This is a genomic window from Chryseobacterium sp. CP-77 (assembly GCF_036362765.1).
GTDB classification, from domain to species: Bacteria; Bacteroidota; Bacteroidia; order Flavobacteriales; family Weeksellaceae; genus Chryseobacterium; species Chryseobacterium cupriresistens.
Map to the genome: position 1 here is coordinate 4,550,151 of NZ_CP143637.1, position 24,188 is coordinate 4,574,338.

Here is a 24,188-nt window from a genome sequence, read left to right on the forward strand (position 1 = left end):
TTAACCAATGGTAACTAGTTACCTTCATGAAACTATTATGGCAAAAATCATTGAAAACGGCATTGAAAGAGAAGCCAGCTGCACAGAGGAATTGTTCGCGATGCGGGACAGTCTGGACGTTTTAGGAGGAAAATGGAAACTGATGATTTTACGATATCTGACGAACAGACCGGATCAGAAGATTCATTTTAAGAAGCTGGAGCGAAGTATTGAAGGAATCTCCGCCAAAATGCTGAGCAAAGAATTAAAAGAACTGGAAACCAATCTTCTGATCACCAGAACCATTCAGGATACAAAGCCGATTACGGTAACGTATGCAGTGACTGAGTACGGGAAATCTGTATTTCCGGTGACAGAAACATTGGTGAATTGGGGGATCATTCATCGGGAAAAGATCAAAGAATCAATGGGATAATTATGAGATATTGGAAAACGCAAAGACGCAAGAATTTTCCTTTAAATATGCCTTAAGTCGCAAGGATTTTATCTATGATAAAATTTAATTCTGTTGAATTTTAACTGAAACAAACTTGCTGAAAATCTTTGATTTTCTTGCGCCTTTAAGCCTTTGCGATTACTAATCAATATTATTTCATAAAGAAAAGATCAAATAATCTATATTGATGAAAAAAATCCTCAGACCCGTTTAGAGTTGAGGATTTTAAATACTACCAAATTGTTTATTAATTTTTATCTAACCAAGACTGTATCAGTTCAGCGTGATCTTCCACCCATTCTTTGGCCGTAGCTTCTTTGTTTTTACTCTGTTCCATTTTCATTAAAAGATCAGACATGTTTTCATCATCAAAATGAAGTTTTGAAAAGAATCTGGCCAGCTCAGGATGATCTTTTGCAAAGCTTTTTCTGGAGTAAGTTTTAATCTGTTCTGCTTCACCATATATCTTTTGAGGATCATCAAGAAACTTAAGTTTCATTTTACCAAACATCCAGTGGGGCTGCCATCCGGTTACTACAATCCATTCTTTACGTTGGATAGCATTCTGTAATTCGGTGATCATGGCAATCGTAGAGGAATTGATCTGTTGGTAATCCAGTTTATAATCAACAATAGCTTTATCCGTTCCGGTGGTTAATCCGGCTCCTTTTTCAATTCCAATGATTCTTTGATTGAACTGATTTTTATGCTGATTGAGCTCTTCGATGGAGTTAACAGGTACGTAATCAGGAACAACCAATCCTATACGGCCGTTGTTGTAATTGGTTCCAAGATGAACTAATTCCGGAAATTTAGCCAGCTTTTTAGCATGAGTGTAAGGAAGCCAGACTCCCATGAAAAGGTCTGTATCTTCATTATTCATCGAAGCCAGAATCATATCCGTAGAAGCTTTTTGAATAATCACATGATAACCTTCTTTATCCAGAATGGCTTTAGCAACGTGCGTCATTGCAACATCTTCCGCCCAGCCATCTACCATTCCTATGGTAATGTATTTTGAGTTTTTTATGTTTTCACACGAACTTAATGCTGTAAATAGTAACATTAAAATGGGTAAAAACAGATATTTTAGTTGTTTCATCTTATTGCTTTTTCTTTACAAATCCCTGGGTAATACGGTCGAGGATAATGGCTAAAATCACAACGGATAAACCACTTTCAAATCCTAATCCGATATCCAGATTATTAATTCCTTCCAGTACTTTCTCTCCTAAACCGCCTGCAGCAATCATTCCTGCAATAACGACCATGGATAAGGATAACAATATGGTTTGATTGATTCCTGTTAAAATCGTTTTCATCGCTAAAGGGAGCTCTACTTTGAACAAAATCTGACGGTTGGTGGCTCCAAAAGCTCTGGCAGCTTCCACAATATCTTTCGGAACAGCTTCAATTCCCAATGTTGTTAATCGTACAGCGGGCGGCATGGCAAAAATAATCGTTGCAAAAGCACCCGGTACTTTACCGATACTGAAAAACAGTACGGCTGGGATCAGGTAGACAAAAGCGGGCATGGTCTGCATCAGATCCAGTAAAGGACGAATAATTTTGTCGGCTATTTTGCTTTTAGCGGCCAGAATTCCCAATGGGATAGAAAGTATAAGGGCTGTAAGCGTAGAAACAAAAATAAGTGCCAGCGTTTCCATGGTTTCTTTCCATAGTCCCATTAAAAATATTAAACTTAATCCGGCAGCCGTTACTACAGCAATACCTTTTCCGGCCTTCCATAGCGCCAGCAGGGTAAAAAAGAGAATGATTACATAAAAAGGGGTGTTTGTTAAAACCCATTCAATCCCCATGATAGAGGCATTTCCTAAGTGTTTTATAACATCGAATACAGGTTTTCCGTTTTCTGTGAGCCAATTGATTGCAGTTTCTACATATTGACCTATATCTATAGTTTTATTCATCTTATTGGTTGTTTGCGATTTCTTTTAATTCAATAATCTCTTCTTCGTTAAACTTGGTCGCTTCTATGACCAGCGATAACTGGGTGACAAGACCTAAAAATTTATTGTCTTCATCAATAACAGCAATGGACGATTTATTTTCTGAGATCAACGGAAGCATTTCCTCTACAGTTACTTCAGGATACACCGAAGGAACATTACTGTTGATAATGGATTCTACCGTAGGTTCTTTCTTTCTGGCGATGCGGACAACATCGTTAAGCGTTACAAAACCAAGGAATTTGTTTTGAAAATCCACTACAGGTAAGTTTTCCAGACCCGTGGCTCTCATTTTTCTTAAAGCGCCTTCCGGCCCATCTTTTCTGAAGCGGACCACTGTCGCTTTATCAAACATTAAAGATCTGGCAGTAATAATCGTTTTACGGTCTACTTTCTCTACGAACGCTTTTACATAATCGCTTGCCGGATTGGTCAGAATATCTTCAGCAGTTCCTATCTGTTCTATGACACCATCTTTCATGATGACGATACGGTCTCCGATTTTAATGGCTTCATCCAGATCGTGGGTAATAAAGACTATGGTTTTTTGCAATGTATTCTGCAGTTCAAGCATCTGATCCTGCATTTCAGATTTTATCAGCGGATCCAATGCAGAGAATGCTTCATCCATAAGCAAAACTTCAGGATCATTAGCCAACGCTCTTGCTAATCCTACTCTCTGCTGCATTCCTCCGGAAAGTTGGGAAGGATATTGGTTTTCAAAACCGGTTAATCCAACGATATCCAGCGCTTTCTGTGCTTTTTTATCACGAGAAACTTTGTCTTCTCCTCTGATTTCTAATCCGAAACCTGCATTATCTAAAATGGTATGATGGGGAAGTAATCCAAATTTCTGGAAAACCATACTCATTTCCGTTCTCCTTACTTCCAGCAGTTCTTTGTTGTTTTTCCCGGTAATATCATCGTCATTGATGAATACTTTTCCTGAAGTGGGTTCATTCAATCTGTTCAAACAACGCAGTAAAGTTGATTTTCCACTTCCCGAAAGTCCCATGATCACAAAGAATTCTCCTTCATAGATTTCAAAACTGGCTTTGTTGATTCCTATGGTACAGCCTGTTTTTTCAAGAATTTCCTTTTTGGAAAAACCTTTGTCCAGAAGTTCCTGTGCCTTTTCTTTGTTTTTACCAAAGATGATCGTCAGGTCTTCCACTTTAAGTTTTACTTTTCGAGTGTTTTCATTTTTTTCCATATTCAGAATTTTTCAATTAATAATTTGATATAAAAAATTGTACACCAATTCATTATATACATTTAGCTTTCGTTGTTCTGATGTTGATGATAGGATAAAATAATTTGCCAAGCCTTTAGTGATAAAAGCTTTAAACAAAAAATAATAGCATAAAGACCTGCTGGCCTTATGTTTATTTTAAATATTTCAATAGATTATACTCTAGAAAAAGAGTGTATTATGTAAAAAGAAACTGATCTTTTACATAGATTCTACAATTAAATTACTGATGAGGTAATTACAGATATGTATACTGAACAACTTGAATGGCTACATTTCATCAAAATGCTTGCCAGCATCAAAAAACTGTATATCAATTTTTTATGACGGTGCAAATTTACGAATTTTATATTAAATGGATTTTTACTTATGTAAATTGTTGATTTTCAATATGGTTTTAAAGAGGTGATTTCATGGCGAATTTTTCTCTTATCATTAAAGGTAAGAGAGATGGGTATGGTAATTATTTTAAAAGATAACCCGTAAGGTTATTTCAATAAAACGGCAATAATAGCAAGAATGGCAGGTAGTGCCTGAACGAAAAATATTTTTTTAGTGGCAGAAATGGCTCCATAGATTCCGGCCACAGCTACACATCCTAAAAAGAATAATGCCACATTGGTCTGCCATTGCGGATCTTTAATCAGGAATGACCAGATCAGTCCGGCAGCCAGGAAACCATTGTAAAGTCCCTGGTTGGCAGCAAGTCCTTTCGTTGGTTTAAACATTTCTGCAGGCAGAGCTGCTTTAAAAACTTCTTTTCCTTTGGTTTCCCATGCGAACATTTCCATCCAAAGAATATAAAGGTGTTCCAGTGCAACGACAGCGATCAGAATTTTAGCAACGATTTCCATGATTCAATATTTTTCTCATTGTAAAACTAAAAAAATAAAGTTAAGTTTGAGTATTAATTCTTACCATGGACTTATTCAAATCACATTTAAACAAATTTATTACGGTAACTGACGAGGAATATACTTCTATTGTATCATTTTTCAAGGTAATGGATGTAAAAAAGAAGCAAAATCTGGTGCTGGAAGGTGAAGTCTGCCGGACCATGTATTTTGTAGTGAAAGGATGTCTGAGAAAGTTCTTTATCAATGAAAAAGGGGTAGAGCAGACAACGGAATTTGCCATTGAAAACTGGTGGATTACAGATACATTCGCTTACGAAAGGCAGATACAAACTAACTTTTCCATACAGGCGGTGGAACATTCTTCTGTTTTGATGATTGATCTGGACCGTCAGGAAGAATTATTACAAAAGCATCCTGTTATGGAAAGGTATTTCCGCATGATCTACCAGCGGGCATATGCTGCTGCGGAACGCAGGATCCGTTATTTGTATGAAATGTCCAGAGAAGAGCTTTATATGCATTTCAGTACATTGTATCCGTGGTTTATTCAAAGGATTCCTCAATATCTTATAGCTTCTTTTTTGAATCTTACTCCGGAATATCTGAGTGAAATCAGAGCAAAATTACGATCTTAAACCAGTTTAAGTTTTTTACGGATCAGAAGCCGGAAATTTGTCATGTGATTAAAAGCTAATGCAATGACAGATCAAAAAAATCAATTTCCTCAACTTTTTTTAAGACTGGCTCTCGCCGTTACAATGCTTTCTGCGGTGGCAGACCGGTTCGGATGGTGGAGTAAAGAAAACTCATCATGGGGAAACATGGAGCGTTTTAAAGAATACACAAGACAGCTTACCTTTTTTCTTCCGGAAGCTTTAAGTACGGTTTCAGCGTATACCGCAACCTTTTTAGAAATTCTTTTTCCTTTGATGCTCATTTTTGGATTTAAAACAAAATTTGCAGCCTATGGAAGCAGTGCTCTGCTGTTAATTTTTGCCATCTCTATGACCATTGCATCAGGTCCGAAAGCCCCACTAAACTATTCTGTATGGGTGGGAAGTGCAGCTGCGCTTTTACTGGCGGTACAGCAGCATTATTCTTTAAGTATAGATCAATTAACCAAAAAATAATACATATTATGAGCGCAAGATTAAATATTGCAACAGTAGATTCAGCAGCTTACAAAGCAATGATGGGATTAGAAGCATACTTACAGACCACTTCTTTAACCCATATTCAGAAGGAATTAATTAAAATCAGGGCCTCACAGATCAATAAATGTGCGTTCTGCCTTGATATGCACACCAAAGATGCCATCAAATACGGTGAAAATCCTCAAAGAATCTTTATTCTGAACGGATGGATAGAAGCAAAAGAATTTTTCACTGAAGAAGAGCAGGTACTTTTGGCAATGACAGAGGAAATTACACTGATCAGTCAAAACGGATTAACAGAAGAAACTTTCCAGAAGGCTAAAAAATTCTTTGATGATCACCAGATCGCTCAGATTATTATGGCGATTATTACCATCAATGCCTGGAACAGAATTGCAGTGAGCACGCATATTCCGATTGCAAAATAACGGAGTCAGGAAGTTGGGTGATGGAAGAAAGATGGAAGTTGATGAAGACTGCGTAATTACGGATGTTTACTTTTTATAAAAACGGCCTTTCAAAAACTGAAAGGCCGTTTTAATGTAAAATTCAAAGTGACAATGTAACACAGTTTGGGTATTAATTCTAAAATAAATTCTAAGGTTAGCTTTATTTTTTAAACCGGAATTACATTGTCTCTCCGTTTCTCGGATATAAAAGTTGTTTGAATTTTATCCAACCACAAAAGTCACAAAAGGTTTTATTTTAGAACACTTGAGCTCACTTAAGTAAGTTTAAAATGATACTGCAGAAAAGTTCACACGAGATGAAAATCAAAGATTTTCACAAAACTTAGGTGTACTTATTATGCACAAGACCTAGTTCTGAAAAAACTTAAGTGTTTAAAACTTTTGTGCCTTTTGTGGTTAAAGCAATGAATATAAAAGTTTAAATAGCCTCATACTGTAACATTTAATTTAATAAATAGCTACAGGATTCACATTCACCTGAGTAGAACCTACATATAAAGGCTGTCCCAGCACAAATAGAAATTCCCAGACTTTTTGTTTCACCAATGGACGGCTGTCTATCAGCTCCAGGTTATAAATTCCTTTTTTAGCCAGCATAAACTGGTTGATGGGAAATTCTTCCTTACTTTTCGGGTTAGGATATACTTCGGAAGCCCAGGTGTCGCCGCCAAAAGCTACGATTCCCTGATCGGCAAGCCATTTTGCAGCATCCATACCGATTCCGGGTTCTGTTTCCAGGAATTGCTGATTGTTTTTACCGATCAATTCAAGCCAACCGGTATTGAAAAGAACGATATCACCTTTTCTCAGGGTAAGGCCTTGTTTCTTTAAAACAGATCTGATGTCCTCTACAGTAAATTCTGTTCCTCCGGGTACAATAGATTTTCCGTAATGAGCCGTCATATCAAGCACGACACCGCGGGTAACGAAAGGAGGTACTTTTTCAACACCCAGTTTTTTTACGCCTTCTACGGTTACGAAATCTGTTGCCTTGTTTCCGTTATAGTAAGTGTTGTCAATACCAATGTGTCCGATACCGTTCAGTTGTGTTCCAACTCCGGTCCATCCGTTCACCAGTTCGTCATTAAAGGTAAATTTATTAGGACCAATGCTTTTTCCACCCTGTTCTCCGGGCTGGATATTGTATAAATTAAAACTTCTGTGTCTGAATGCCGGAAGATTTTTATCAATAGGAACGGCAAGCGCTAAGGTTTTACCTTGTTTTACAAGTCCCAGAGCCTGTTTGACAACTTCAGGAGTCAACAAATTGGCTGCTCCGATCTCATCTTTCGCACCGTAAGCCGAAGGATACCATGATTGATCTTCCGGATTGACAAGTGTCTGTGCCTTTAAACTAATGTTGTTGATAGTCAATAGAGTGGCTAACCCGAACATTTTGATCAGATTATTTTTCATTTTTATAAGGATTGAGGTTAAAAGAAAGGAGGCTGGAAGAGGGAAGTTATTGTCGTCGGATAATCAATGCAATTTAACTTCAATCGTCATTCCGACTTAGGAGGAATCTCTTTTGTTATATGCAGAATAGTGCAATAGAAACCTAATATAGCTTCCAACTTCCATCCTCCATCTTCCTGCCTTTACATTAAATTTCGCTTAAAGCAGAATTGATGAAGCTCAATTCTTCCTGTGAAAGGTCAATAGACATTGCCTTTGCGTTTTCGATGGCTTGGTGTGCATTTCTTGCTCCTGCCAATACTACTGTAATTGCAGGTTGCAGTGTCGTCCATCTTAATACCAGCTGAGAAAGGCTTGCACCTTTTTCCTGAGCAATAGGCTCAATTTTTTCTAAGAAAGTTTTTACCTTATTCAGATCAAACTGAGAGAAATATCCGTTTCTGTGGTCGTTATCTTTCAATTGGGTTTCCCTGAAATATTTACCGGTTAAAAGACCTCTTTCCATCGGACTGTACACGATAATTCCAGAATTGTTTTCCAAAGAATACGGAACAAGATCATTTTCGATTGCACGGTTCAGCATGCTGTAAGAAACCTGGTTGCTGGCAAGCTTTAAAGTTCTGTTAGCTTCTTCCATCTGAGCCACACTGTAGTTGCTTACTCCTGCGGCACGAATTTTCCCCTGCTGGATCAATAGTTCCATAGCTTCCATGGTTTCGCAGATAGGCGTAGTGCTGTCCGGCCAGTGAAGCTGTAAAAGGTCGATATAATCTGTACCTAATCTTTTTAAACTCTCTTCAACTTCTTTGATGATGTTTTCTTTTGAAGCCAGCTTATAAACCGGAAGAGTTTTTCCTTCGTCTTCTGCATCAAAGAAAAATTCTCCTTTTCCGTTATTGCTTCCGTCCCATACCAATCCGAATTTTGTCAAAAGCTGGATTTTTGAACGGTCTTTTCCTTTGATCGCTTCACCGATCATTTCTTCACTCAGTCCGAAACCATAGAATGGAGCTGTGTCGATAGAACTTACACCATGATCTAATGATGCGTGAATAGAATTGATAGAATCCTGTTTTTCATTACCACCCCACATATTTCCGCCGATAGCAAAAGCACCATGTGTGATGGTTGATAATTCCAAATCGGTGTTTCCTAATTTTCTATATTCCATTTTGTTTGTTTAAAAATTGTTGTTGTGTTAAACCACCCCGTCAAACCTTTTATTTGCTAAAATGTCATTCTGAATGAAATGAAATGTAATGAAGAATCTCAGATGATTGATTGTTAAAAAGATTCTTCCTTCGTCAGAAATCAAAGATTCGACGTAGTCAATGACAAAGTCCAAATAATTGGATTTTTGAGACAATCTCAATCAGTTTATCGATTATTTTGTTGTGGTTAAAAATTGTCTGTTATTTATTTAATTCTTTTACGATAGCTTCTCCAACGCTTTTTGCAGACTGTGGATTCTGTCCTGTGATCACTCTCTGATCGGTTACCACATGATTCTGCCAAAGTCCTGATTTTTCAAATTTTGCTCCTCTTTCTTTCAGTTTATCTTCCAGTAAGAAAGGAACAATGTTGGTTAATTTTACTTCAGATTCCTCTTCATTGGTAAAAGCATTGATTTTCTTACCGTCTACAAGATATTTCCCGTTATTCAATTTGATATTTACCAAACCTGCAGGGCCATGACATACAGCGGCTACAATTCCTCCGTTTTCATAAATCTTGGAAGCGATATCTGACAGTTCTTTATTGTCTGCAAAATCCCACATTGCTCCGTGTCCTCCTGCATAAAAGATGGTTGAGTATTCTTTTGGATTCACCTGCGATGGTGTCATGGAATGGTCAATCTTATTTTTATATTCCTTGTTCTCCCAGAATTCTTTGTTGACAGGATCTTTCAAATCGAAGCCGTCTACCGGAGGAGTTCCGCCTTTCGGACTTACAAAATCTATTTCATATCCTGCCTTGTGAAGAACTTCCCACGGATGAGAAACTTCACCCAGATAATATCCTGTATCTTCACCTGTACTGCCTTTTTTGTCATGACTGGTAACGACGAATAATATTTTCTTTTTCATATTCTTTGATTTTTTGGTTTGTGCCTGTACGAATCCTATCGTAAAGACCGCAAGCATTAAAAACGCTAATTTTTTCATTGTTAAATAAGATTGGTGGTATAAATCTGTGGTTTTTCCTGAAGTTTCTCCTCAACCAAAGCTCCGAAAGCCTGGATATAAGGCTGCTGATTGTGCTGATCCAGTCCTTCTTTACTTTTCCAGATTTCATAGAAAACAAATTCATTTTTGTCTTCAATTCCCTGGTGAAGGCTGTAAAGCTCGCAAGCTTCTTCCTTTCTTGTTTCTTTTACCATATTCTGAAGAACTTCCAGTACTTCTGCCTGATGTTCCTCCTTGGATTTTATAATGGCTGTAAGATGAATTTTCATAATTAAATAAAATTTTCAATAGAGTTATAGATAGGTTTCCAATCCAGTTCTGCTTTGGCTTTATCTGAACTGCATCTGCTGTTGGATGCAAAACCGAAATAACCTCCTGCAGGACCAAATCTGTCAACCGCATCCTGTATGCTTAATGATTTAGCTGATTGTAAGTTATATTTTTTACTGATATTTTCTGCAATGTTTTTCAGAGAGGATGAACCGTTTTCTGCATAATAGATAGAGCCTCCTTTTGCTTTTTCCAATGCGAGTACATACAGATCTGCGAGATCTTCAATATGTAAATTGGACCAGATATTTTCACCTTCACCAAAATAAACACCATGCCCTTTCTCCTTAGAAAAGTTGATAAGAGCCGGAACCTGAATGCTATCCTTTTTTATTCCAAGGCCTTCTCCGTAAACCATGGTAGGAACAATAACAATACTTCGTATGCCTTTGCTGGCAGATTGCAGGACGTAATTGTTGATCAATACCCTTGATGCCATTTCCAGTCTTGGCTGCAAAGGGAAATCTTCTCTGAAGATAAAGTCACTTTTTTGACCATTCTCCTTTCCTCCAAAAATGGCAGACCCTGAAGTGAATATAAACGTTTTCTGACTTCCTTCCAGTGCTTTGATAAAGTTATCCGCTGCATACGCATCATCTGCTGAATCTGCGTTATGGATCACAGCATCAATATCAGAAACCGCTGTTCTGATAAGATCTTCATCATGAATATTTCCCACAATGGTTTTGATTCCTAATGACTCCAGTTCCTGTACATGGGTTTCATTACGAACCAGTCCTGTCACTTCATAATTCCTGTCAAGGAGTTTTTTTGCGATAGTTCCGCCTATATAGCCGGTAATACCTGTGATCAGTATTTTTTTCATGATACCAGTTCAGATCTTAATTCTTTTTCAAAAACATTTCTCACATGTTCTCTGTAAAGCTTCATATCGCGTTCAATATTGGCGTTTTTCTCCACATCGTGGAAGTGGAAGCTTTCCATTTTTTCCATAGAAACAAAGGCATTCATTCTGTGGAACCCAAATAAAGGACCTTCGTCCACGCTTTTTTCATTAAAGAATTCTCCGGGAAGTGTGAAAGCAGTTGCAGGAGCATTCCAGCTTGTTGTTAACATATATTTTCTCCCGCCAAGCATTCCTCCTGTACCATAGTTGATTTCCGGATTCTCAGCTTTTCTTCCGTCACTCATATAAATTCCTTTTGCATGACCGGCAGTGAAGACTTCGTCAATATATTTTTTCAATCCGTTCGGAAGCTGGAACCACCAGATAGGAGTGTGGTAAATGATGTAATCTGCCCAGACAAACTTCTGCACTTCTTCATGTTTGTCATAATTTTCACTTACATTGGTTATCTTTACTTCTACATTTTCAAATTCTTTAAGAACGGCTAATGTATTGTCTGCGATAGTCTGATTATATTTTCCTCCGGAATGTCCGAAATTCTGTCCTCCGTTGATGATTAGTACTTTTTTCATTTTTTTATGATTATTTAAATTTTACTCTGCAAAGTTATAACGGATTCATGTATAATAAAAATAATATAAATTATAGAATGTTATTATTTTTGTGATAGTTTGTTTTTTTTCGGATTATGAGGTTCGGGTTGCGGGTTATGGGTTATGGGTTATGGGTTATGGGTTGTGGGTTTCGAGGTTATTTTAACCAGCAGCTAATCTTTCACTATTGACTTTGCGCAGCAAAAATTGACGATTGACAATTTCCCATTTCATGGTAAAATATCATATCATCTCTGAACCGGAATTATTTTCCGACAGGTAAATTTGTTAACAAATTGAAGGACAATGATACAGATAGCTGTTTTTAGTGATGTGCATGGAAATCTTCCTGCACTGGAAGTGGTGTTGAAGGATATTGAGCAGAGGGGAATAAGCCAGAAGTTCTGCCTGGGAGATCTGGTAGATTTTGCACCCTGGGGAAATGAAGTAATAGAAAAAATAAGAAGTCTGAACATTCCTTGTTTAATGGGAAATCATGATGAAAGAATTGCCTTTGATATTCCTGTTGTTCCTTTATCCAAACATTCAGAAGAAGAAACGAATGCCAGATTCATTGCGATAGATCATTCTAAAAAACATATTACAGAATCAAACAAAAAATTTCTTTCCGGGTTGCCTTTTCACTTAAAGTTAAATTACAAAACAGGTAAAAAGCACTGGAACATCCAGCTGGTTCATTCCAGTCTTCAAAGCAATGATATTTATTTGTATGAATCAGAAAATGATGAGGTTTTCACATCAATGCTGAAGAACGCGAATGCTCATCTCATAGTGATGGGGCACACTCATTTATCATTTAAAAAACAGTTCGGAGATAATACATGGGCCGTAAATTGCGGTTCTGTAGGCCGCTCCAAAGAAGAAAACAGACTGGCTTCTTATCTGTTATTGACTTTGGATGAAGAAAAAATCACCCCTGAAATTATACAGTTACCTTATCCGATTGATGAAACTGTCCGCCAGATACATGAAAGCGGGATTCCGGATTATTATGCTTCGTTTCTGAAGAATGAAAACGTATTAATATTATAATTATTTTGTAACTTTGCATTATAATATTAATAATTAAGTCATGGTTAATTTAGAATGGTATCGTACTTTTAAGGCGATCTATAAAACCGGGACATTGACGGGTGCAGCGGATGCCTTATTCATATCACAGCCGGGAGTAAGCCTTCACTTAAGTTCACTGGAAGCTTATGTAGGATACAAGCTGTTTGACAGGACCGGTAGAAAAATGATCCCGACAGAGCGTGGTAAAGTATTGTTTAATGCAGTTGCTGAACCGCTCACTAAGCTGGAAGATGTAGAAAAGAATTTTCAGAAATCCACAGAGAAACATACACCTACCATCAGTGTAGGGATGTGTTTTGAAACTTTTCAGACTACTCTGGAGCAATATGTTTCTTCATTACCTTTTAATCTGATCATCAGTTTTGGAGAGTATCCTGAAATGCTGGATCAGTTGGATAAAGGAATTCTCGATCTTATCATTACTCCTAAAAAAGGGTCTTCACCCAATATCGAGCATGAAGCCTTCTCTTCGGAACAAATTATTCTGGTTGGGGGGAAAGATGTTGATAAAGCAGCTTTCAATAAGGTGTTGAAAACAAAAGATGCAGAGCAGATTGAAGAGTGGCTGAAGAATGAAAAATGGTACGGAACCACCGGAGATATGGAACACCTTTTCCAGTTCTGGACCTTAAACTTTGGTCATAAACCGAATTTCCGTCCCAATTATATCGTTCCCAACCTGAATTCAATTATCCGCTGTCTGAAGGGAGGAACAGGACTCGCCGTTGTACCAGATTTTTTATGCAGAAATGATATTGAAAGCGGTGAAGTACAGCTGATCTGGGAAGGAAAAAAGAAACTGGAAAACACACTGTATTTCGGATGTCGTAAGAAAACCAATTACCAGACTGAAATAGAGCATATTAAAGGTTTATTCCGCCAGGTGATGGCTTAAGACAACCATATCGCGCATCTGTAAACCGTTTTCATAGATTGGATCAGGATAATTTTTAATAAAAAAGTCTTTCAGCATTCCACTTCTGATGAATCCGTTTTTCTCATAAAATCTGATTTGTTGGAATCCCGTATCCGAGGTTCCGACAGTCAGTATTTTATAGTGGTTTTCTTTGGCAATTTCTTTAGCCTTGTTCATCAGGATACTTCCGATTCCTTTGCTTCTGTAGCTTTCAATGACAGCAACATTTTTTATTTCCAGTTCGGTATCACTTTTTCTGTACAATGCCATCACCGCAATGCTTTCAGTGCCGTCATGCAGAAGATAGATGTCAGAATTGAAAATATATTGATTAATCGCTTCCTTGGTTTCATCCGCCAATAACAGGAGATGGTAGGGAATTTCCGAATCGGAATTTAATTGATGAAAAGTGAAATCTTCCATTACAGACTCATATGAATAAGTGGATAATCTTTTCCTGAACCATCTTTTTCAGACCTTCCGACTTTTTTGAAACCCATTTTTTCATAAAAACCGATGGCCTGAGGGTTTTGTTCATTGACATCTACTTTCGTCAGTCCGGTTTTTTCTTTCATAAACTGATAGAGTTTTTTTCCATAACCTTTTCCACGCGTGTCATTATGAATAAAAAGCATTTCCAGATTACCTTCTGCTACGGAAGCAAATCCTTTAGTTTCATGATCTTCAGTAATTAAATAGACTTCCAGATGAGGAAGATAGTCTCTTGGAATGACTTCTTTAAAATAATTGAAATCCTCTTCAGCAAGAAAATCGTGAGTTGCTTTTACTGCTGATTCCCATATTTCCATAATTCTCGGATAATCCTCTGCTGTAGCCAATCTGATATGTTGTGCCATGATTTTAAATTTTAAGCAAAAATAGGGAAAATAGAGGGGAGATGCCAGGAGAAGGGTGGATTTTGAGGCTAGAGGCTGGAAGATGGGTGATGGAAGTTAGAAGTGTGCACGATCGGTTTTATCGACCACTTATTCCCCTTCTCTGAAGGGGTGGATTTTTGCAAAGCAAAAAGACGGGGTAGTTAAAAATTCGGTATATAATGTTTTGGTTAACGCAAAGACGCAAGAAATCTTTCTAAAGACGTAATAGATAAGACGCAAAGATTTTATCTTCGATAAAATTGATTAATCAAAATAAACAACTTTACACCTTTACATTTTCTAACCTATTCTGGGGCTAATAAAATACCTTTCTTAGAAGAAAAACAGTAAAAATGGTAGGCAGAATTTTCAATTTTTTATTGCAAATTTGTTTATCACTTTATATTAATCATTAAAATAAAGATTTATGCAAAAGAAAACCTATACAGGACAACCTGTGGTAACATTAAATAACGGAGTGGATATTCCGGCCTTAGGATTTGGAGTATGGCAGATGGAAGATCTGAAAGAATGTGAAAATGCAGTAATCAAAGCTATTCAGACGGGATATAGAATGATCGATACCGCTGCTATTTATCAGAATGAAACTGCAGTAGGTACGGCCGTAAAAAATAGTGGCGTAAACAGAGACGAACTGTTTATCACCTCCAAAGTATGGGTTCAGGATCATGGATACGAAAAGGCGAAAAGCGCTTTTCAGAGAACATTGGACAGATTACAGATGGATTATCTTGATATGTATCTTATCCACTGGCCGTATGGAGATTTTCTGGGAACATGGAAAGCTTTGGAAGAGCTTTATCAGGAGGGGAAGATCAAAGCAATTGGAGTATGTAATTTTACCGTCGAAAAACTTGAAGAATTAAAAGCAAATTCAACTGTTTTACCGGTTATCAATCAGATTGAGCTGCATCCTGTATTTCAGCAGAAAGAACTGCAGGTGTATGACAGAGAAAATAATATCATAACACAGCCATGGAGCCCGCTGGGAAATGGTAACGCTAATCTTTTAAGCAATCCTGAACTGAAAGCTATTGCCGAAAAATATGGTAAAACAGTAGCTCAGGTAATCTTGAGATGGCACCTTCAGGAAGGTTTCGTTGTGATTCCAAAATCTGTGACACCGTCAAGAATTGAAGAAAACTTTAACGTATTTGATTTTGAGCTGACAGAAGATGAAATGAATGTTGTCCGTTCTTTAGATACTGGAAAAAGATTGTTCTTTGATCCTAAAGATCCTGAATGGGAACAAAAAATGCTAAATTCTGTAGCAGATATTTAATAAAAATAAAGAATCAAAATATTCCCGCAGTTTTCACTAGTTCAGATTACGATCTGTGGCATCCGTGTGATCTGTGGGAATTGTATTTTCATTCAGGGTGAGGAATATCATATCCTGTTGAAAATGAGGTGCTCTTATTTTTTGTACCTTTTAATTAAAATAATTTTTTATGTTCTGGCCCGATACAATCAGTAAAAAACTAGGAATACAATATCCTCTTATTCAGGCTCCGATGTTTGGGGTAAGTACTGTACAAATGGCTGTTGCCGCTGCAAAAGCAGGCTGTCTGGGATCACTGGCACTGGCTGATCTTTCGGCAGATCATTCTGTGGAATTGATCAGGGAAACAAAAAAACTGACTGATAAGCCGTTTGCTGCCAATATATTTGTCCATCACATTCCTGAAGTGACGGACGATTTAAAAGAAAAATATAGCAAAACCAAGCAGTTTATTGAAGAACTGGCCAAAAACAATAGTATTGAAGTACACCTTCCGGATCTTGAAGAAATCAGTGTCAACAGTTATCATGATCAAGTGGATGCTATTATTGAAGAAAACTGTAAAATATTAAGTTTTACTTTTGGAAATCTGGATGATCAGAGTATTCAGAAATTACATGAAAACGGAGTGACTCTTATTGGTACCTGTACTTCTGTGAATGAAGCTTTGCAGCTTGAAAAATCCGGTATTGATATTATTTGTGTGCAGGGAATAGAAGCTGGTGGCCACAGAGGTAGTTTTGAAGCTGAAAATATTCCTCAGATCGGAGGATTATCTTTATTGTCACAGATCTACGATCACGTAGATGTTCCTTTGATCTATGCGGGAGGAATTTATGGAGCAAAAACATTACAAGCCGTTAAAGACTTAGGTGCCCAGGGTTTTCAGGTGGGTAATCTTTTGCTGGCATCTCAGGAAAGCGCTTTATTGCCTTTTGAAAAAGAAAGATTGAAAAGGGTAAGAGAAGAAGAAATTGTTTTAACGAAGAGTTTCTCCGGGCGGTACGCAAGAGGAGTGAAAAACAAATTTATAGAAACGGTTGAAAATTCAGAATATATTTTACCATATCCTTATCAGAACAAACTGACCAATGCCTTACGAAAAGCAGCTAAAGCTCTGCAAAATCCAGAGTTTGCAGGAATCTGGGTGGGACAGTCCATTCACCGGTACAGCGAACAGTCTACAGAGGAAATTTTAAAGAAACTGATCAAAGAATGTGAAATGTAGATCCATATGTTTTCCATTTGCTGGTAATTTTCTATTTTCGTGAAATATAAAAACTAAAACCAGCCAATATATCCATGAAATATTCAGAAGGAATTCAGAGATCACTTCCATTCGGATATCTTTTTCTCGTCATAATGGGAATACTAAAAGAAAGTGTATTCTACTATCAGATCAATATCAATATTCTCAAGTATTCAACAATCATGGACATTCTGATAAGTCCGATTGCTACTTTAACAGCTCATCCTATTATATTGATTGCCCTGATTGGGGTTGTTGTATTTTCATTTGCTTTTCCCTCTTTTTTATCGAAACAAGCTAATAAAAATAAACGTTGGGCATTACAAATGGCATCTCTCAAAGAACATGAAAACATGAGTAAAGAAGCTATTGAGAATCATTTTACCAACATGTTTGTGAGATTTCTTGCCATGATGTTATTGTCTTTCTTTGTAGGAATAGGATGGGGGGAAGGTCTTGGGCTCACCAGGAAGAACAAGGAGAATAAGCTTAAATATGACTATAAATTAAACTATGATGGTGAAAGCTATGAACAGGTACATCTGATAGGATCCAACAGTATGTATTATATTTATCTGGCCAAAGGAAATAAAACGATAAAAATAGCACCGGTAGGGTCCATAAAAAGTATTGAACTTACCAATAATAAAAAGTTGATTGATTAAAACTAAACTACCATAAAAAAAGCTTCAGAAATATAATCTGAAGCTTTTGTATTTATTTTGTTAGATCGAGGCCTCCAAAATTTCCGGAACTCATCATGAGATAAACACCATCTGTTTTATCCAATGTATTCCAGTAGGCATGAAGATCTTCAGCATTGGTGAAAACCCTTAATTTTTCATTTCTGAATTTTTCTTTGATAAATTCAGGAGAGATAGGTTCCATTCTCTTGATCTTCAAGGCATCTTCTGAGTAGAAAACTACAGCCTCCTCCAGGCCGTCCATTGCATGATCATATTGCTCAAGGAAAGCCGGATTCAGACTGGAATACGTATGAAGTTCCAGGAATCCGTATTTCTTATTATTTTTAAATTGCTCTGCAAAAGCTTTTACTGCAGCCTTTACCTTACTTGGTGCATGGGCAAAATCTTTGTAAAGAATTCCCTTATCTTCTCTTTCCACTTTTTCAAGACGTTTGGATGCTCCTTTGAAACTCATGATCGCCTCATAGAAATCTTCATCCATAATTCCCAACTGCTGGCAGATATGTCTTGCTCCTTCAAGGTTCAGCAGGTTGTGTGCTCCAAAAACAGAAAGAGGAACATCTCCCATTTCAGTTTTTAAATATACTTTACCATTATTGATTTCGTATTCAGGAGTTTTGTAAGGGATTTTTCTGAAATAATTTTCAGCATTTTCCACTACTTTCACTACTTCCGGATCTTCTTCATTATACACAAGAACTCCGCCTGCCGTAATGCTTGCTACAAACTTTCTGAACTGCTCAATATAATCATCAAATGTTTTGAATACATTGATATGATCCCATGCAATACCGCTCATTAAAGCAATATTCGGCTGATACAGTAAAAATTTCGAACGAAGATCAATAGGAGAGGAAAGATATTCGTCACCTTCCAGTACCATGAAATCATTATCCTGAGTCAGTTTTACCATACAGTCGAAACCTTCAAGCTGTGCACCTACCATGAAGTCCACATCTTTCTGATGGAAATTCAAAACGTGAAGAATCATTGACGTAATGGTTGTTTTACCATGTGATCCTGCAATAACAACTCTTGTTTTGTTTTTAGACTGTTCGTACAGGAATTCAGGGTAAGAATATATTTTCAGGCCCAGTTCTTTTGCTCTTGCCAGCTCAGGATTATCCTGGTGGGCATGCATCCCGAGAATAACAGCATCAATATCCGGAGTAATCTTTTCCGGGAACCAGCCCATTTCCTGAGGCAGAATTCCTTTCTTTTCCAAACGGGTTTTTGAAGGCTCAAAAATAGCATCATCAGAACCTGTTACCTGATATCCTTTGTCTTTTAATGCGATGGCGAGATTATGCATGGCGCTTCCGCCAATGGCAATGAAGTGGGTTTTCAATTGTATTTACTGTTTTTTAACATTAATATTAATGATTTGCTGGAAAGCTTCAAGAATATTGTTCCAGTTGGTCTGATAATTCGGAATGATCATACTCGCATCCGATTTACTACCTTCATTGGGACCTTTCTTGACATTGATGGACGTTGAAATATTGTCGTACAATTTTTTACGGTCTTCCTGTATTCTTCTGAAATTATTCTGAGAAAGAACCTGATCCAGTTTCTTTAAATCTTCATCTGAAATTTTAAAATCCTGTTTATATTTTTTTCCCTGGCCTTCAAAAGAGTAGTGTACATTATTCCCTTTGATCAGAAGATTTTCATATACAGGAGCAAAGCCTCCGCTTTTCGAATAACTGATATCAAAATCCGAATATACTTTCTGGCTGTTGCATGAAACTAATACTATGATTGCGAATAATATTCCAAGTATTTTTTTCATAATTTTTCTATTTACTTTAATTATTTGAGTCCTTTTGTTCTAATTTTTTAGCTTTAAGTTCTTCATCATAACTGTGTAATAGATTGAAATCTTCTGTCTGCTCAATGGCAGTCATAATTTTCAATAAAATTTCCGGTGCTTTTTCATTATCATAATCAATATCCAAAGGAGCTTTGAATTCCATCGTAGGTTTTACACCGGTTACCTTTACGCGGAGTCCTTTTTTATCAAAAGCTCTTCTGAATCCGTTTATTTTGATTGGAATTACAATAGGACGCTGGTTTTTTACCAGTTTGGCAGTTCCTCTTCGTCCCTGTGCAAATGCCGATGTAGTTCCTTGAGGGAAAGTAGCTACCCAGCCATTGTCCAATGCTTTCATAATATTATCTACCTCGCTCATGTCTACCATTCTGTTGACATTTTTCCCTTCAGATCTCCATGTTCTTTTTACCGTTACAGCTCCTGCAATCTTGAAAATTTTGGGAAGAATACCTTTGTTCATGGTTTCCTCTGCTGCCACATAGTAAAAATCGATCTTCGGATTCAAAAGATAGATCGGGTTTTTTATTGTATTGAGATATCCGTTGTTCACAGCACAGAAGGCATGGTACATGGCCGCCACATCTGCAAAATAGGTCTGATGGTTGGATACAAACAGTACGTTAGAGTCCGGAAGATCCACAAGGTGTTCTGTACCGGTTATTTTTAACTTATTAAAGCCATTGAATCTTCTGTAAGATACAATTCCTAAAATAAAAATAATAAACCTTTTCAAAAAATAAGGAGTTCCGAATGCATCGGTGAAAATATTTTTCTTCGCCATCTCTCAATTAAACACGGTAGTGCAAAGTTACATTTTTTTCAGCAACTGACTGAATTCACTTAATATCATCGCTGTAGCTCCCCAGATAATGTATCCGTTGAAATTAATCACGGGCACTTCATGTCCGCCTGCACTCGGCAGAGCCATGATTTCCGGGGTGTCCGACAGGTTTAAAAAGGAAGTGATCGGAAATTCTATGGTTTCCACAGCTTCTGTCTGTTGAAGAACGAAAGCAGGATTCTTTATTGTATAAGAAATATAGGGATAAACATAAAAATTGCTTGGCGGAATATAAATCGGAGACATTTCTCTGATGATTCTTACATAATGTTTATCTATTCCGATTTCTTCGGAGGTTTCCCGAACTGCCGTTTCAGCAAAATCCCTGTCCATTTCCTCACGCTTTCCTCCTGGCAGAGATATCTGTCCGCTGTGTCTGTCGTGTTCATTAATCGTCCTTTGGATCAATGGAAAATACCACTCGTTGTCTTTCAGATATAAAACAATATTAACCGCCGCAAATTTGGGATTCTTTGACAATACTTCATCATACGTAAAAACGGGGCGGTAGGGAGGTGAAAATACTCCATGGGCGTGCTCACCGGGAAGTTCCACGCTTTTTATTTTTCTCAATAAATCTTTTCCAAAATTTTCCATAGCTCAAATTTAGCAATATATCTCGAAGAAATAAATGCCTTAACATTAATTAACCTGTGAAATATCAGGATTTAAAGCTTTAAACCCTTAATGTGACAGGGTAATTATTTAACTGAAATAACAGGGAGATGTTGTACCGGAAAATTGACGGAATTGGCAATGAAACAATATTCGCTGGCTTTATGATGAAGCTGTTCTGCTTTTTCTTTCATAGATTCTGTGGCAACAGTTACCTTTGGATGCAAAGTTACTTCTGTGAAATGGCCGCTGCCACCGGCTGTCTCTGCCATGATGCCCGTTGCGTCGTCAGTGTAATCTGTAACAATAATGCCCGCTTCAGAACAGAAATGAAGATACCAAAGCATGTGACAGGAGGAAAGTGAAGATAAAAACATTTCTTCAGGATTATATTTTGTCCGGTCGCCACGGAATGCCGGATCAGATGATCCTTCAATCACAATTTTATTCTCTGCTGAAATAGTATGGCTTCTCCCGTAATCTCTGTAACCGCTGGTTCCTGTTCCCTGGTTTCCCGTCCACTGGATGGTGATTTTGTAATGGTGGTTTTTCATATTTTAAAGATAAAAGATAAAAGATAAAAGATAAAAGATAAAAGATAAAAGATAAAAGATAAAAGATAAAAGATAAAAGATAAAAGATAAAAGATAAAAGATAAAAGATAAAAGATAAAAGATAAAAGATAAAAGATAAAAGATAAAAGATCTTGTTGTTAAAATTCAATAGGGGTGGGCTTTAGCCCAGCCTACATAAACAAAAAACATCTATTGGCTTTAGCCGAAACTTATAGCAAGAAAAATAATAAAAAAACCTCCAGAAAACTGAAGGTTTTAAATTTTTTAATTAGAGAATTCTATCAATTCTTCTTTTTTGGCATTGTAGATTTTGTATTCTAAATATTTAAAAGAATCCCTTGGAACAATGGTTACCCACTTTTTGTATTTGATAAACCATTTCATCTGGATACTTTTAATGCCTTTTGTAAGGTAGGCTTCCACAAATGGGTGTACGTGCAGGTAGATTTTTCCTTTTTCTTTCTGCAGGATATTTCTTAAGGTTTCACCCATTCTTTCAACGATAACAATAGGAGCTACAATTTCTCCGTCTTTGTTCGGGTTTTCTTCTTTGGTGTCGATCTGTTTTTCCGGACGGTTTCTCTGTCTGGTGATCTGGATCAAACCAAATTTACTTGGAGGAAGGATTTTGTGGCGTGCTTTGTCGCGCTTCATTTCCTCTTTAAGATGCTCGTAAAGATCTCTTCTGTGATCAGAATTCGGCATATCTATGAAATCGATAACGATGATACCTCCCATATCGCGGAGGCGAAGTTGTCTTGCGATTTCTGTAGCAGCCATTTTGTTCACTTTCAGTGCATGCTCTTTGTTGACAGCTGTTCCGGTTGTAATATTGTTTCCGGAGTTGACGTCCACTACGTGAAGTGCTTCTGTGTGCTCAATAACAAGATAGGCTCCTTTGGAACTCGGAATGTTGACGTGTTTTCCGAAGCTCTGTTTAAGCTGTTTTTCAACATTGTAATATTCCAGAAGTGGAATATGGGAATCATAAAACTGGACAATATTTTTCTTTTCAGGAGCAATTACTTCAATGTAATTTTTCATTTCGTTCACCATTTGCTCATCATCGCAAATGATATTGACGAAGTCCTGATTAAAATTGTCTCTTAAAATAGCTGAAGCTTTGTCTTCTTCGCTTAAAACTTTAGACGGAACTTTATTTCTCTGGATGTTTTTGAAAGTGCTTTCCCATTTCTGAACCAGCTGGTTCATGTCATTATGCAGGTCGGCTACTTTTTTTCCTTCTGCCACTGTTCTGATGATCACTCCGAATCCTTCAGGCTTGATGCTGTCGATAAGGGTTCTCAGTCTTTCTTTTTCCTCAGAACTTCTGATTTTTTTGGAAATAGAAACTTTATTGTCAAAAGGAATTAAAACCAGGAAACGTCCTGTTAATGAAATCTGGGTAGAAATTCTTGGACCTTTGGTAGAAATAGGTTCTTTGGTAATTTGTAACAGAACAAGATCGTCCTTGGCAATTACTTTGTCTACCGTTCCGTTTTTGTCTATTTCGGGTTGTATCTCGAAATTTTTTAAGCTCGAAGTGCTTTGTTTTTTAGAAATAGTATCTTTTAAAAACTTTCTGTATGTAAGATACTGAGGTCCCAGATCCTGATAATGCAGAAATGCATCTTTGTCATATCCGATATTGACGAATGCTGCATTCAGGTTTGGGGCAAGTTTTTTTACTTTTCCTATAAACAGATCTCCAACTATAAAATCGCTTTTGTCTTCTTGCTCATGAAGTTCACATAGTCTTCCGTCTTCCAGCAGCGCAATCTTTGTAAGATCATCTTCATGCGAAACTATTAGTTCTTTCTTCATTTTTTAATAAGATAAAATTGTTAAGATTATAGGAATTGGATGTTTTTTATTGATTAATTCATCTATTAAATATAAGGATTTTGAATGAAAACCATTATATTTTTATTAAAATAATATTTGAAACCCTCCGTTTTCCGCGGAATCTTATAGTTGCAAACAAAAATATAGTTAGTGAACTTTAAAAATTTAAATCCACCAACTATATTATTATATTGTAAATCTCGAGAAAAAGAGATTATTTTTTCTTATGTCTGTTTGCTCTTCTTCTTTTCTTTCTTTTGTGAGTCGCAACCTTGTGTCTTTTTCTTTTCTTTCCGCTTGGCATAATTTTAATTTTTTAGTAACTAGTTAATATTCAGTTAATGTTCTTATTTTACTGCAACTTTAGTTTTTACTTTCTCAACAAAAGATTTTGATGGTTTGAAAGCAGGAATGTTATGAGCAGGAATCTCAATTGCAGTGTTTTTAGAAATATTTCTTCCTGTTTTAGCAGCTCTTGTTTTAATGATAAAAGATCCAAAACCTCTTAGATAAACGTTATCCCCATTATACATAGAAGTTCTGATCTCCTGCATAAAAGCTTCTACAACTTTCTGTGTTTCATTCTTTTCTGTTCCCAACTTATTTGAGATGGTGTTTACCAATTCTGCCTTTGTCATTTCCTTATTTTAATTTTAAATTTTAGGTGTGCAAATTTAGTTAAAAAAATTGAATACTAGCAAATTAGTGGCAAAATATTTTTATTCAAAGAGTTGGACTTTTTATGTATACACTATATTAAGGCAGGATGGTGATAATTTAACAATAAAATAATGTAAC

Annotated in this window: 28 protein-coding genes; 9 read left to right on the forward strand and 19 right to left on the reverse strand. The window is 36.8% G+C overall.

Going from position 1 to position 24,188, the window contains the following annotated elements:
• Positions 1-37 precede the first annotated feature (37 nt).
• Positions 38-415 (forward strand): winged helix-turn-helix transcriptional regulator, encoded by a 378-nt coding sequence (locus V0410_RS20450; protein WP_330745427.1) that lies wholly within the window; start codon positions 38-40, stop codon positions 413-415.
• 268 nt (positions 416-683) lie between these two features.
• On the opposite strand, the gene V0410_RS20455 is transcribed toward V0410_RS20450, so the two are convergent.
• The 4 genes from V0410_RS20455 to V0410_RS20470 all read right to left on the reverse strand — a co-directional run bounded on the left by V0410_RS20455 (position 684) and on the right by V0410_RS20470 (position 4,512).
• Positions 684-1,538: a glycine betaine ABC transporter substrate-binding protein gene (locus V0410_RS20455; protein ID WP_330745428.1), complete on the reverse strand. Its 855-nt coding sequence runs from the start codon at positions 1,536-1,538 to the stop codon at positions 684-686.
• 1 nt (position 1,539) lies between these two features.
• Positions 1,540-2,367, reverse strand: coding sequence for an ABC transporter permease (locus V0410_RS20460; RefSeq protein ID WP_330745429.1), 828 nt, complete (start codon positions 2,365-2,367; stop codon positions 1,540-1,542).
• Position 2,368: 1 nt separating this feature from the next.
• Complete coding sequence (locus V0410_RS20465) at positions 2,369-3,619, reverse strand: quaternary amine ABC transporter ATP-binding protein (RefSeq protein WP_330745430.1); 1,251 nt, start codon at positions 3,617-3,619, stop codon at positions 2,369-2,371.
• Between the two features lie 527 nt (positions 3,620-4,146).
• Positions 4,147-4,512, reverse strand: coding sequence for a DUF1304 domain-containing protein (locus tag V0410_RS20470; protein WP_047429381.1), 366 nt, complete (start codon positions 4,510-4,512; stop codon positions 4,147-4,149).
• Positions 4,513-4,577: 65 nt separating this feature from the next.
• Here V0410_RS20470 and V0410_RS20475 point away from each other — a divergent pair, with 65 nt between their 5' ends.
• The 3 genes from V0410_RS20475 to V0410_RS20485 all read left to right on the forward strand — a co-directional run bounded on the left by V0410_RS20475 (position 4,578) and on the right by V0410_RS20485 (position 6,097).
• Positions 4,578-5,150, forward strand: coding sequence for a Crp/Fnr family transcriptional regulator (locus V0410_RS20475; protein ID WP_330745431.1), 573 nt, complete (start codon positions 4,578-4,580; stop codon positions 5,148-5,150).
• 63 nt (positions 5,151-5,213) lie between these two features.
• On the forward strand, positions 5,214-5,645 hold the full coding sequence (locus tag V0410_RS20480) for a DoxX family protein (RefSeq protein ID WP_330745432.1): 432 nt from the start codon (positions 5,214-5,216) through the stop codon (positions 5,643-5,645).
• An 8-nt stretch (positions 5,646-5,653) separates the two neighbouring features.
• On the forward strand, positions 5,654-6,097 hold the full coding sequence (locus tag V0410_RS20485) for a carboxymuconolactone decarboxylase family protein (protein WP_330745433.1): 444 nt from the start codon (positions 5,654-5,656) through the stop codon (positions 6,095-6,097).
• Positions 6,098-6,586: 489 nt separating this feature from the next.
• On the opposite strand, the gene V0410_RS20490 is transcribed toward V0410_RS20485, so the two are convergent.
• From V0410_RS20490 to V0410_RS20515, 6 genes are all read right to left on the reverse strand, one after another.
• On the reverse strand, positions 6,587-7,555 hold the full coding sequence (locus V0410_RS20490; RefSeq protein ID WP_330745434.1) for a cyclase family protein: 969 nt from the start codon (positions 7,553-7,555) through the stop codon (positions 6,587-6,589).
• Positions 7,556-7,742: 187 nt separating this feature from the next.
• Complete coding sequence (locus V0410_RS20495; RefSeq protein ID WP_330745435.1) at positions 7,743-8,726, reverse strand: aldo/keto reductase; 984 nt, start codon at positions 8,724-8,726, stop codon at positions 7,743-7,745.
• A 241-nt stretch (positions 8,727-8,967) separates the two neighbouring features.
• Entirely contained in the window at positions 8,968-9,720 is a 753-nt protein-coding gene (locus tag V0410_RS20500) for a type 1 glutamine amidotransferase domain-containing protein (RefSeq protein WP_330745436.1), read from the reverse strand.
• 2 nt (positions 9,721-9,722) lie between these two features.
• Entirely contained in the window at positions 9,723-10,010 is a 288-nt protein-coding gene (locus V0410_RS20505) for a putative quinol monooxygenase (RefSeq protein WP_110010915.1), read from the reverse strand.
• A gap of 2 nt (positions 10,011-10,012) precedes the next feature.
• On the reverse strand, positions 10,013-10,897 hold the full coding sequence (locus V0410_RS20510; protein WP_330745437.1) for an NAD-dependent epimerase/dehydratase family protein: 885 nt from the start codon (positions 10,895-10,897) through the stop codon (positions 10,013-10,015).
• Positions 10,894-11,511, reverse strand: a complete 618-nt coding sequence (locus V0410_RS20515) for an NAD(P)H-dependent oxidoreductase (RefSeq protein WP_227943626.1) — start codon at positions 11,509-11,511, stop codon at positions 10,894-10,896. The genes V0410_RS20510 and V0410_RS20515 overlap by 4 nt, the downstream gene beginning before the upstream one ends.
• A 327-nt stretch (positions 11,512-11,838) precedes the next feature.
• Between V0410_RS20515 and V0410_RS20520 the strand changes: the two genes are divergently transcribed.
• Positions 11,839-12,585 carry a metallophosphoesterase family protein gene (locus tag V0410_RS20520; RefSeq protein WP_330745438.1) on the forward strand — a complete coding sequence of 249 codons (747 nt, stop codon included), beginning with the start codon at positions 11,839-11,841 and terminating at the stop codon, positions 12,583-12,585.
• 40 nt (positions 12,586-12,625) lie between these two features.
• Positions 12,626-13,522, forward strand: coding sequence for a LysR family transcriptional regulator (locus V0410_RS20525; protein ID WP_110010919.1), 897 nt, complete (start codon positions 12,626-12,628; stop codon positions 13,520-13,522).
• On the opposite strand, the gene V0410_RS20530 is transcribed toward V0410_RS20525, so the two are convergent.
• Together V0410_RS20530 and V0410_RS20535 are read right to left on the reverse strand one after the other, a co-directional pair.
• On the reverse strand, positions 13,499-13,966 hold the full coding sequence (locus tag V0410_RS20530) for a GNAT family N-acetyltransferase (protein WP_330745439.1): 468 nt from the start codon (positions 13,964-13,966) through the stop codon (positions 13,499-13,501). The genes V0410_RS20525 and V0410_RS20530 overlap by 24 nt on opposite strands.
• Positions 13,966-14,400 (reverse strand): GNAT family N-acetyltransferase, encoded by a 435-nt coding sequence (locus tag V0410_RS20535; RefSeq protein WP_330745440.1) that lies wholly within the window; start codon positions 14,398-14,400, stop codon positions 13,966-13,968. Before V0410_RS20535 ends, V0410_RS20530 begins: the two co-directional genes overlap by 1 nt.
• Before the next feature lie 448 nt (positions 14,401-14,848).
• Between V0410_RS20535 and V0410_RS20540 the strand changes: the two genes are divergently transcribed.
• The 3 genes from V0410_RS20540 to V0410_RS20550 all read left to right on the forward strand — a co-directional run bounded on the left by V0410_RS20540 (position 14,849) and on the right by V0410_RS20550 (position 17,638).
• On the forward strand, positions 14,849-15,724 hold the full coding sequence (locus V0410_RS20540) for an aldo/keto reductase (protein ID WP_202843234.1): 876 nt from the start codon (positions 14,849-14,851) through the stop codon (positions 15,722-15,724).
• Positions 15,725-15,893: 169 nt separating this feature from the next.
• Positions 15,894-16,952 (forward strand): NAD(P)H-dependent flavin oxidoreductase, encoded by a 1,059-nt coding sequence (locus V0410_RS20545; RefSeq protein ID WP_330745441.1) that lies wholly within the window; start codon positions 15,894-15,896, stop codon positions 16,950-16,952.
• A gap of 74 nt (positions 16,953-17,026) precedes the next feature.
• Entirely contained in the window at positions 17,027-17,638 is a 612-nt protein-coding gene (locus V0410_RS20550) for a hypothetical protein (RefSeq protein ID WP_330745442.1), read from the forward strand.
• 52 nt (positions 17,639-17,690) lie between these two features.
• Here the strand turns inward: V0410_RS20550 and V0410_RS20555 are convergent, their stop codons facing one another.
• From V0410_RS20555 to V0410_RS20585, 7 genes are all read right to left on the reverse strand, one after another.
• Positions 17,691-19,028 (reverse strand): UDP-N-acetylmuramate--L-alanine ligase, encoded by a 1,338-nt coding sequence (locus tag V0410_RS20555; protein WP_330745443.1) that lies wholly within the window; start codon positions 19,026-19,028, stop codon positions 17,691-17,693.
• Between the two features lie 6 nt (positions 19,029-19,034).
• Positions 19,035-19,472, reverse strand: a complete 438-nt coding sequence (locus tag V0410_RS20560) for a hypothetical protein (protein WP_227943618.1) — start codon at positions 19,470-19,472, stop codon at positions 19,035-19,037.
• Positions 19,473-19,488: 16 nt separating this feature from the next.
• On the reverse strand, positions 19,489-20,295 hold the full coding sequence (locus V0410_RS20565; RefSeq protein WP_062675350.1) for a lysophospholipid acyltransferase family protein: 807 nt from the start codon (positions 20,293-20,295) through the stop codon (positions 19,489-19,491).
• 27 nt (positions 20,296-20,322) lie between these two features.
• Positions 20,323-20,952 carry an NUDIX hydrolase gene (locus V0410_RS20570; protein ID WP_110011656.1) on the reverse strand — a complete coding sequence of 210 codons (630 nt, stop codon included), beginning with the start codon at positions 20,950-20,952 and terminating at the stop codon, positions 20,323-20,325.
• Positions 20,953-21,056: 104 nt separating this feature from the next.
• A complete protein-coding gene (locus V0410_RS20575) occupies positions 21,057-21,524 on the reverse strand; it encodes an OsmC family protein (protein ID WP_330745444.1) in 468 nt (155 codons plus the stop codon).
• A 285-nt stretch (positions 21,525-21,809) separates the two neighbouring features.
• Positions 21,810-23,369 (reverse strand): Rne/Rng family ribonuclease, encoded by a 1,560-nt coding sequence (locus V0410_RS20580; protein WP_062675344.1) that lies wholly within the window; start codon positions 23,367-23,369, stop codon positions 21,810-21,812.
• A gap of 368 nt (positions 23,370-23,737) precedes the next feature.
• Positions 23,738-24,028: an HU family DNA-binding protein gene (locus V0410_RS20585; RefSeq protein ID WP_002984212.1), complete on the reverse strand. Its 291-nt coding sequence runs from the start codon at positions 24,026-24,028 to the stop codon at positions 23,738-23,740.
• Positions 24,029-24,188 lie beyond the last annotated feature (160 nt).

What these genes read in the sequence shown, in the direction of transcription:
- V0410_RS20515 (WP_227943626.1), bottom strand. Translation starts at nt 11,511, where the DNA reads ATGAAAAAAGTACTAATCATCAACGGAGGACAGAATTTCGGACATTCC.
- V0410_RS20525 (WP_110010919.1), top strand. Translation starts at nt 12,626, where the DNA reads ATGGTTAATTTAGAATGGTATCGTACTTTTAAGGCGATCTATAAAACC.
- V0410_RS20585 (WP_002984212.1), bottom strand. Translation starts at nt 24,028, where the DNA reads ATGACAAAGGCAGAATTGGTAAACACCATCTCAAATAAGTTGGGAACA.
- V0410_RS20505 (WP_110010915.1), bottom strand. Translation starts at nt 10,010, where the DNA reads ATGAAAATTCATCTTACAGCCATTATAAAATCCAAGGAGGAACATCAG.
- V0410_RS20460 (WP_330745429.1), bottom strand. Translation starts at nt 2,367, where the DNA reads ATGAATAAAACTATAGATATAGGTCAATATGTAGAAACTGCAATCAAT.
- V0410_RS20545 (WP_330745441.1), top strand. Translation starts at nt 15,894, where the DNA reads ATGTTCTGGCCCGATACAATCAGTAAAAAACTAGGAATACAATATCCT.
- V0410_RS20495 (WP_330745435.1), bottom strand. Translation starts at nt 8,726, where the DNA reads ATGGAATATAGAAAATTAGGAAACACCGATTTGGAATTATCAACCATC.
- V0410_RS20455 (WP_330745428.1), bottom strand. Translation starts at nt 1,538, where the DNA reads ATGAAACAACTAAAATATCTGTTTTTACCCATTTTAATGTTACTATTT.
- V0410_RS20470 (WP_047429381.1), bottom strand. Translation starts at nt 4,512, where the DNA reads ATGGAAATCGTTGCTAAAATTCTGATCGCTGTCGTTGCACTGGAACAC.
- V0410_RS20570 (WP_110011656.1), bottom strand. Translation starts at nt 20,952, where the DNA reads ATGGAAAATTTTGGAAAAGATTTATTGAGAAAAATAAAAAGCGTGGAA.
- V0410_RS20575 (WP_330745444.1), bottom strand. Translation starts at nt 21,524, where the DNA reads ATGAAAAACCACCATTACAAAATCACCATCCAGTGGACGGGAAACCAG.
- V0410_RS20450 (WP_330745427.1), top strand. Translation starts at nt 38, where the DNA reads ATGGCAAAAATCATTGAAAACGGCATTGAAAGAGAAGCCAGCTGCACA.
- V0410_RS20485 (WP_330745433.1), top strand. Translation starts at nt 5,654, where the DNA reads ATGAGCGCAAGATTAAATATTGCAACAGTAGATTCAGCAGCTTACAAA.
- V0410_RS20550 (WP_330745442.1), top strand. Translation starts at nt 17,027, where the DNA reads ATGAAATATTCAGAAGGAATTCAGAGATCACTTCCATTCGGATATCTT.
- V0410_RS20480 (WP_330745432.1), top strand. Translation starts at nt 5,214, where the DNA reads ATGACAGATCAAAAAAATCAATTTCCTCAACTTTTTTTAAGACTGGCT.
- V0410_RS20500 (WP_330745436.1), bottom strand. Translation starts at nt 9,720, where the DNA reads ATGAAAAAATTAGCGTTTTTAATGCTTGCGGTCTTTACGATAGGATTC.
- V0410_RS20565 (WP_062675350.1), bottom strand. Translation starts at nt 20,295, where the DNA reads ATGGCGAAGAAAAATATTTTCACCGATGCATTCGGAACTCCTTATTTT.
- V0410_RS20540 (WP_202843234.1), top strand. Translation starts at nt 14,849, where the DNA reads ATGCAAAAGAAAACCTATACAGGACAACCTGTGGTAACATTAAATAAC.
- V0410_RS20560 (WP_227943618.1), bottom strand. Translation starts at nt 19,472, where the DNA reads ATGAAAAAAATACTTGGAATATTATTCGCAATCATAGTATTAGTTTCA.
- V0410_RS20465 (WP_330745430.1), bottom strand. Translation starts at nt 3,619, where the DNA reads ATGGAAAAAAATGAAAACACTCGAAAAGTAAAACTTAAAGTGGAAGAC.
- V0410_RS20520 (WP_330745438.1), top strand. Translation starts at nt 11,839, where the DNA reads ATGATACAGATAGCTGTTTTTAGTGATGTGCATGGAAATCTTCCTGCA.
- V0410_RS20580 (WP_062675344.1), bottom strand. Translation starts at nt 23,369, where the DNA reads ATGAAGAAAGAACTAATAGTTTCGCATGAAGATGATCTTACAAAGATT.
- V0410_RS20490 (WP_330745434.1), bottom strand. Translation starts at nt 7,555, where the DNA reads ATGAAAAATAATCTGATCAAAATGTTCGGGTTAGCCACTCTATTGACT.
- V0410_RS20535 (WP_330745440.1), bottom strand. Translation starts at nt 14,400, where the DNA reads ATGGCACAACATATCAGATTGGCTACAGCAGAGGATTATCCGAGAATT.
- V0410_RS20510 (WP_330745437.1), bottom strand. Translation starts at nt 10,897, where the DNA reads ATGAAAAAAATACTGATCACAGGTATTACCGGCTATATAGGCGGAACT.
- V0410_RS20475 (WP_330745431.1), top strand. Translation starts at nt 4,578, where the DNA reads ATGGACTTATTCAAATCACATTTAAACAAATTTATTACGGTAACTGAC.
- V0410_RS20530 (WP_330745439.1), bottom strand. Translation starts at nt 13,966, where the DNA reads ATGGAAGATTTCACTTTTCATCAATTAAATTCCGATTCGGAAATTCCC.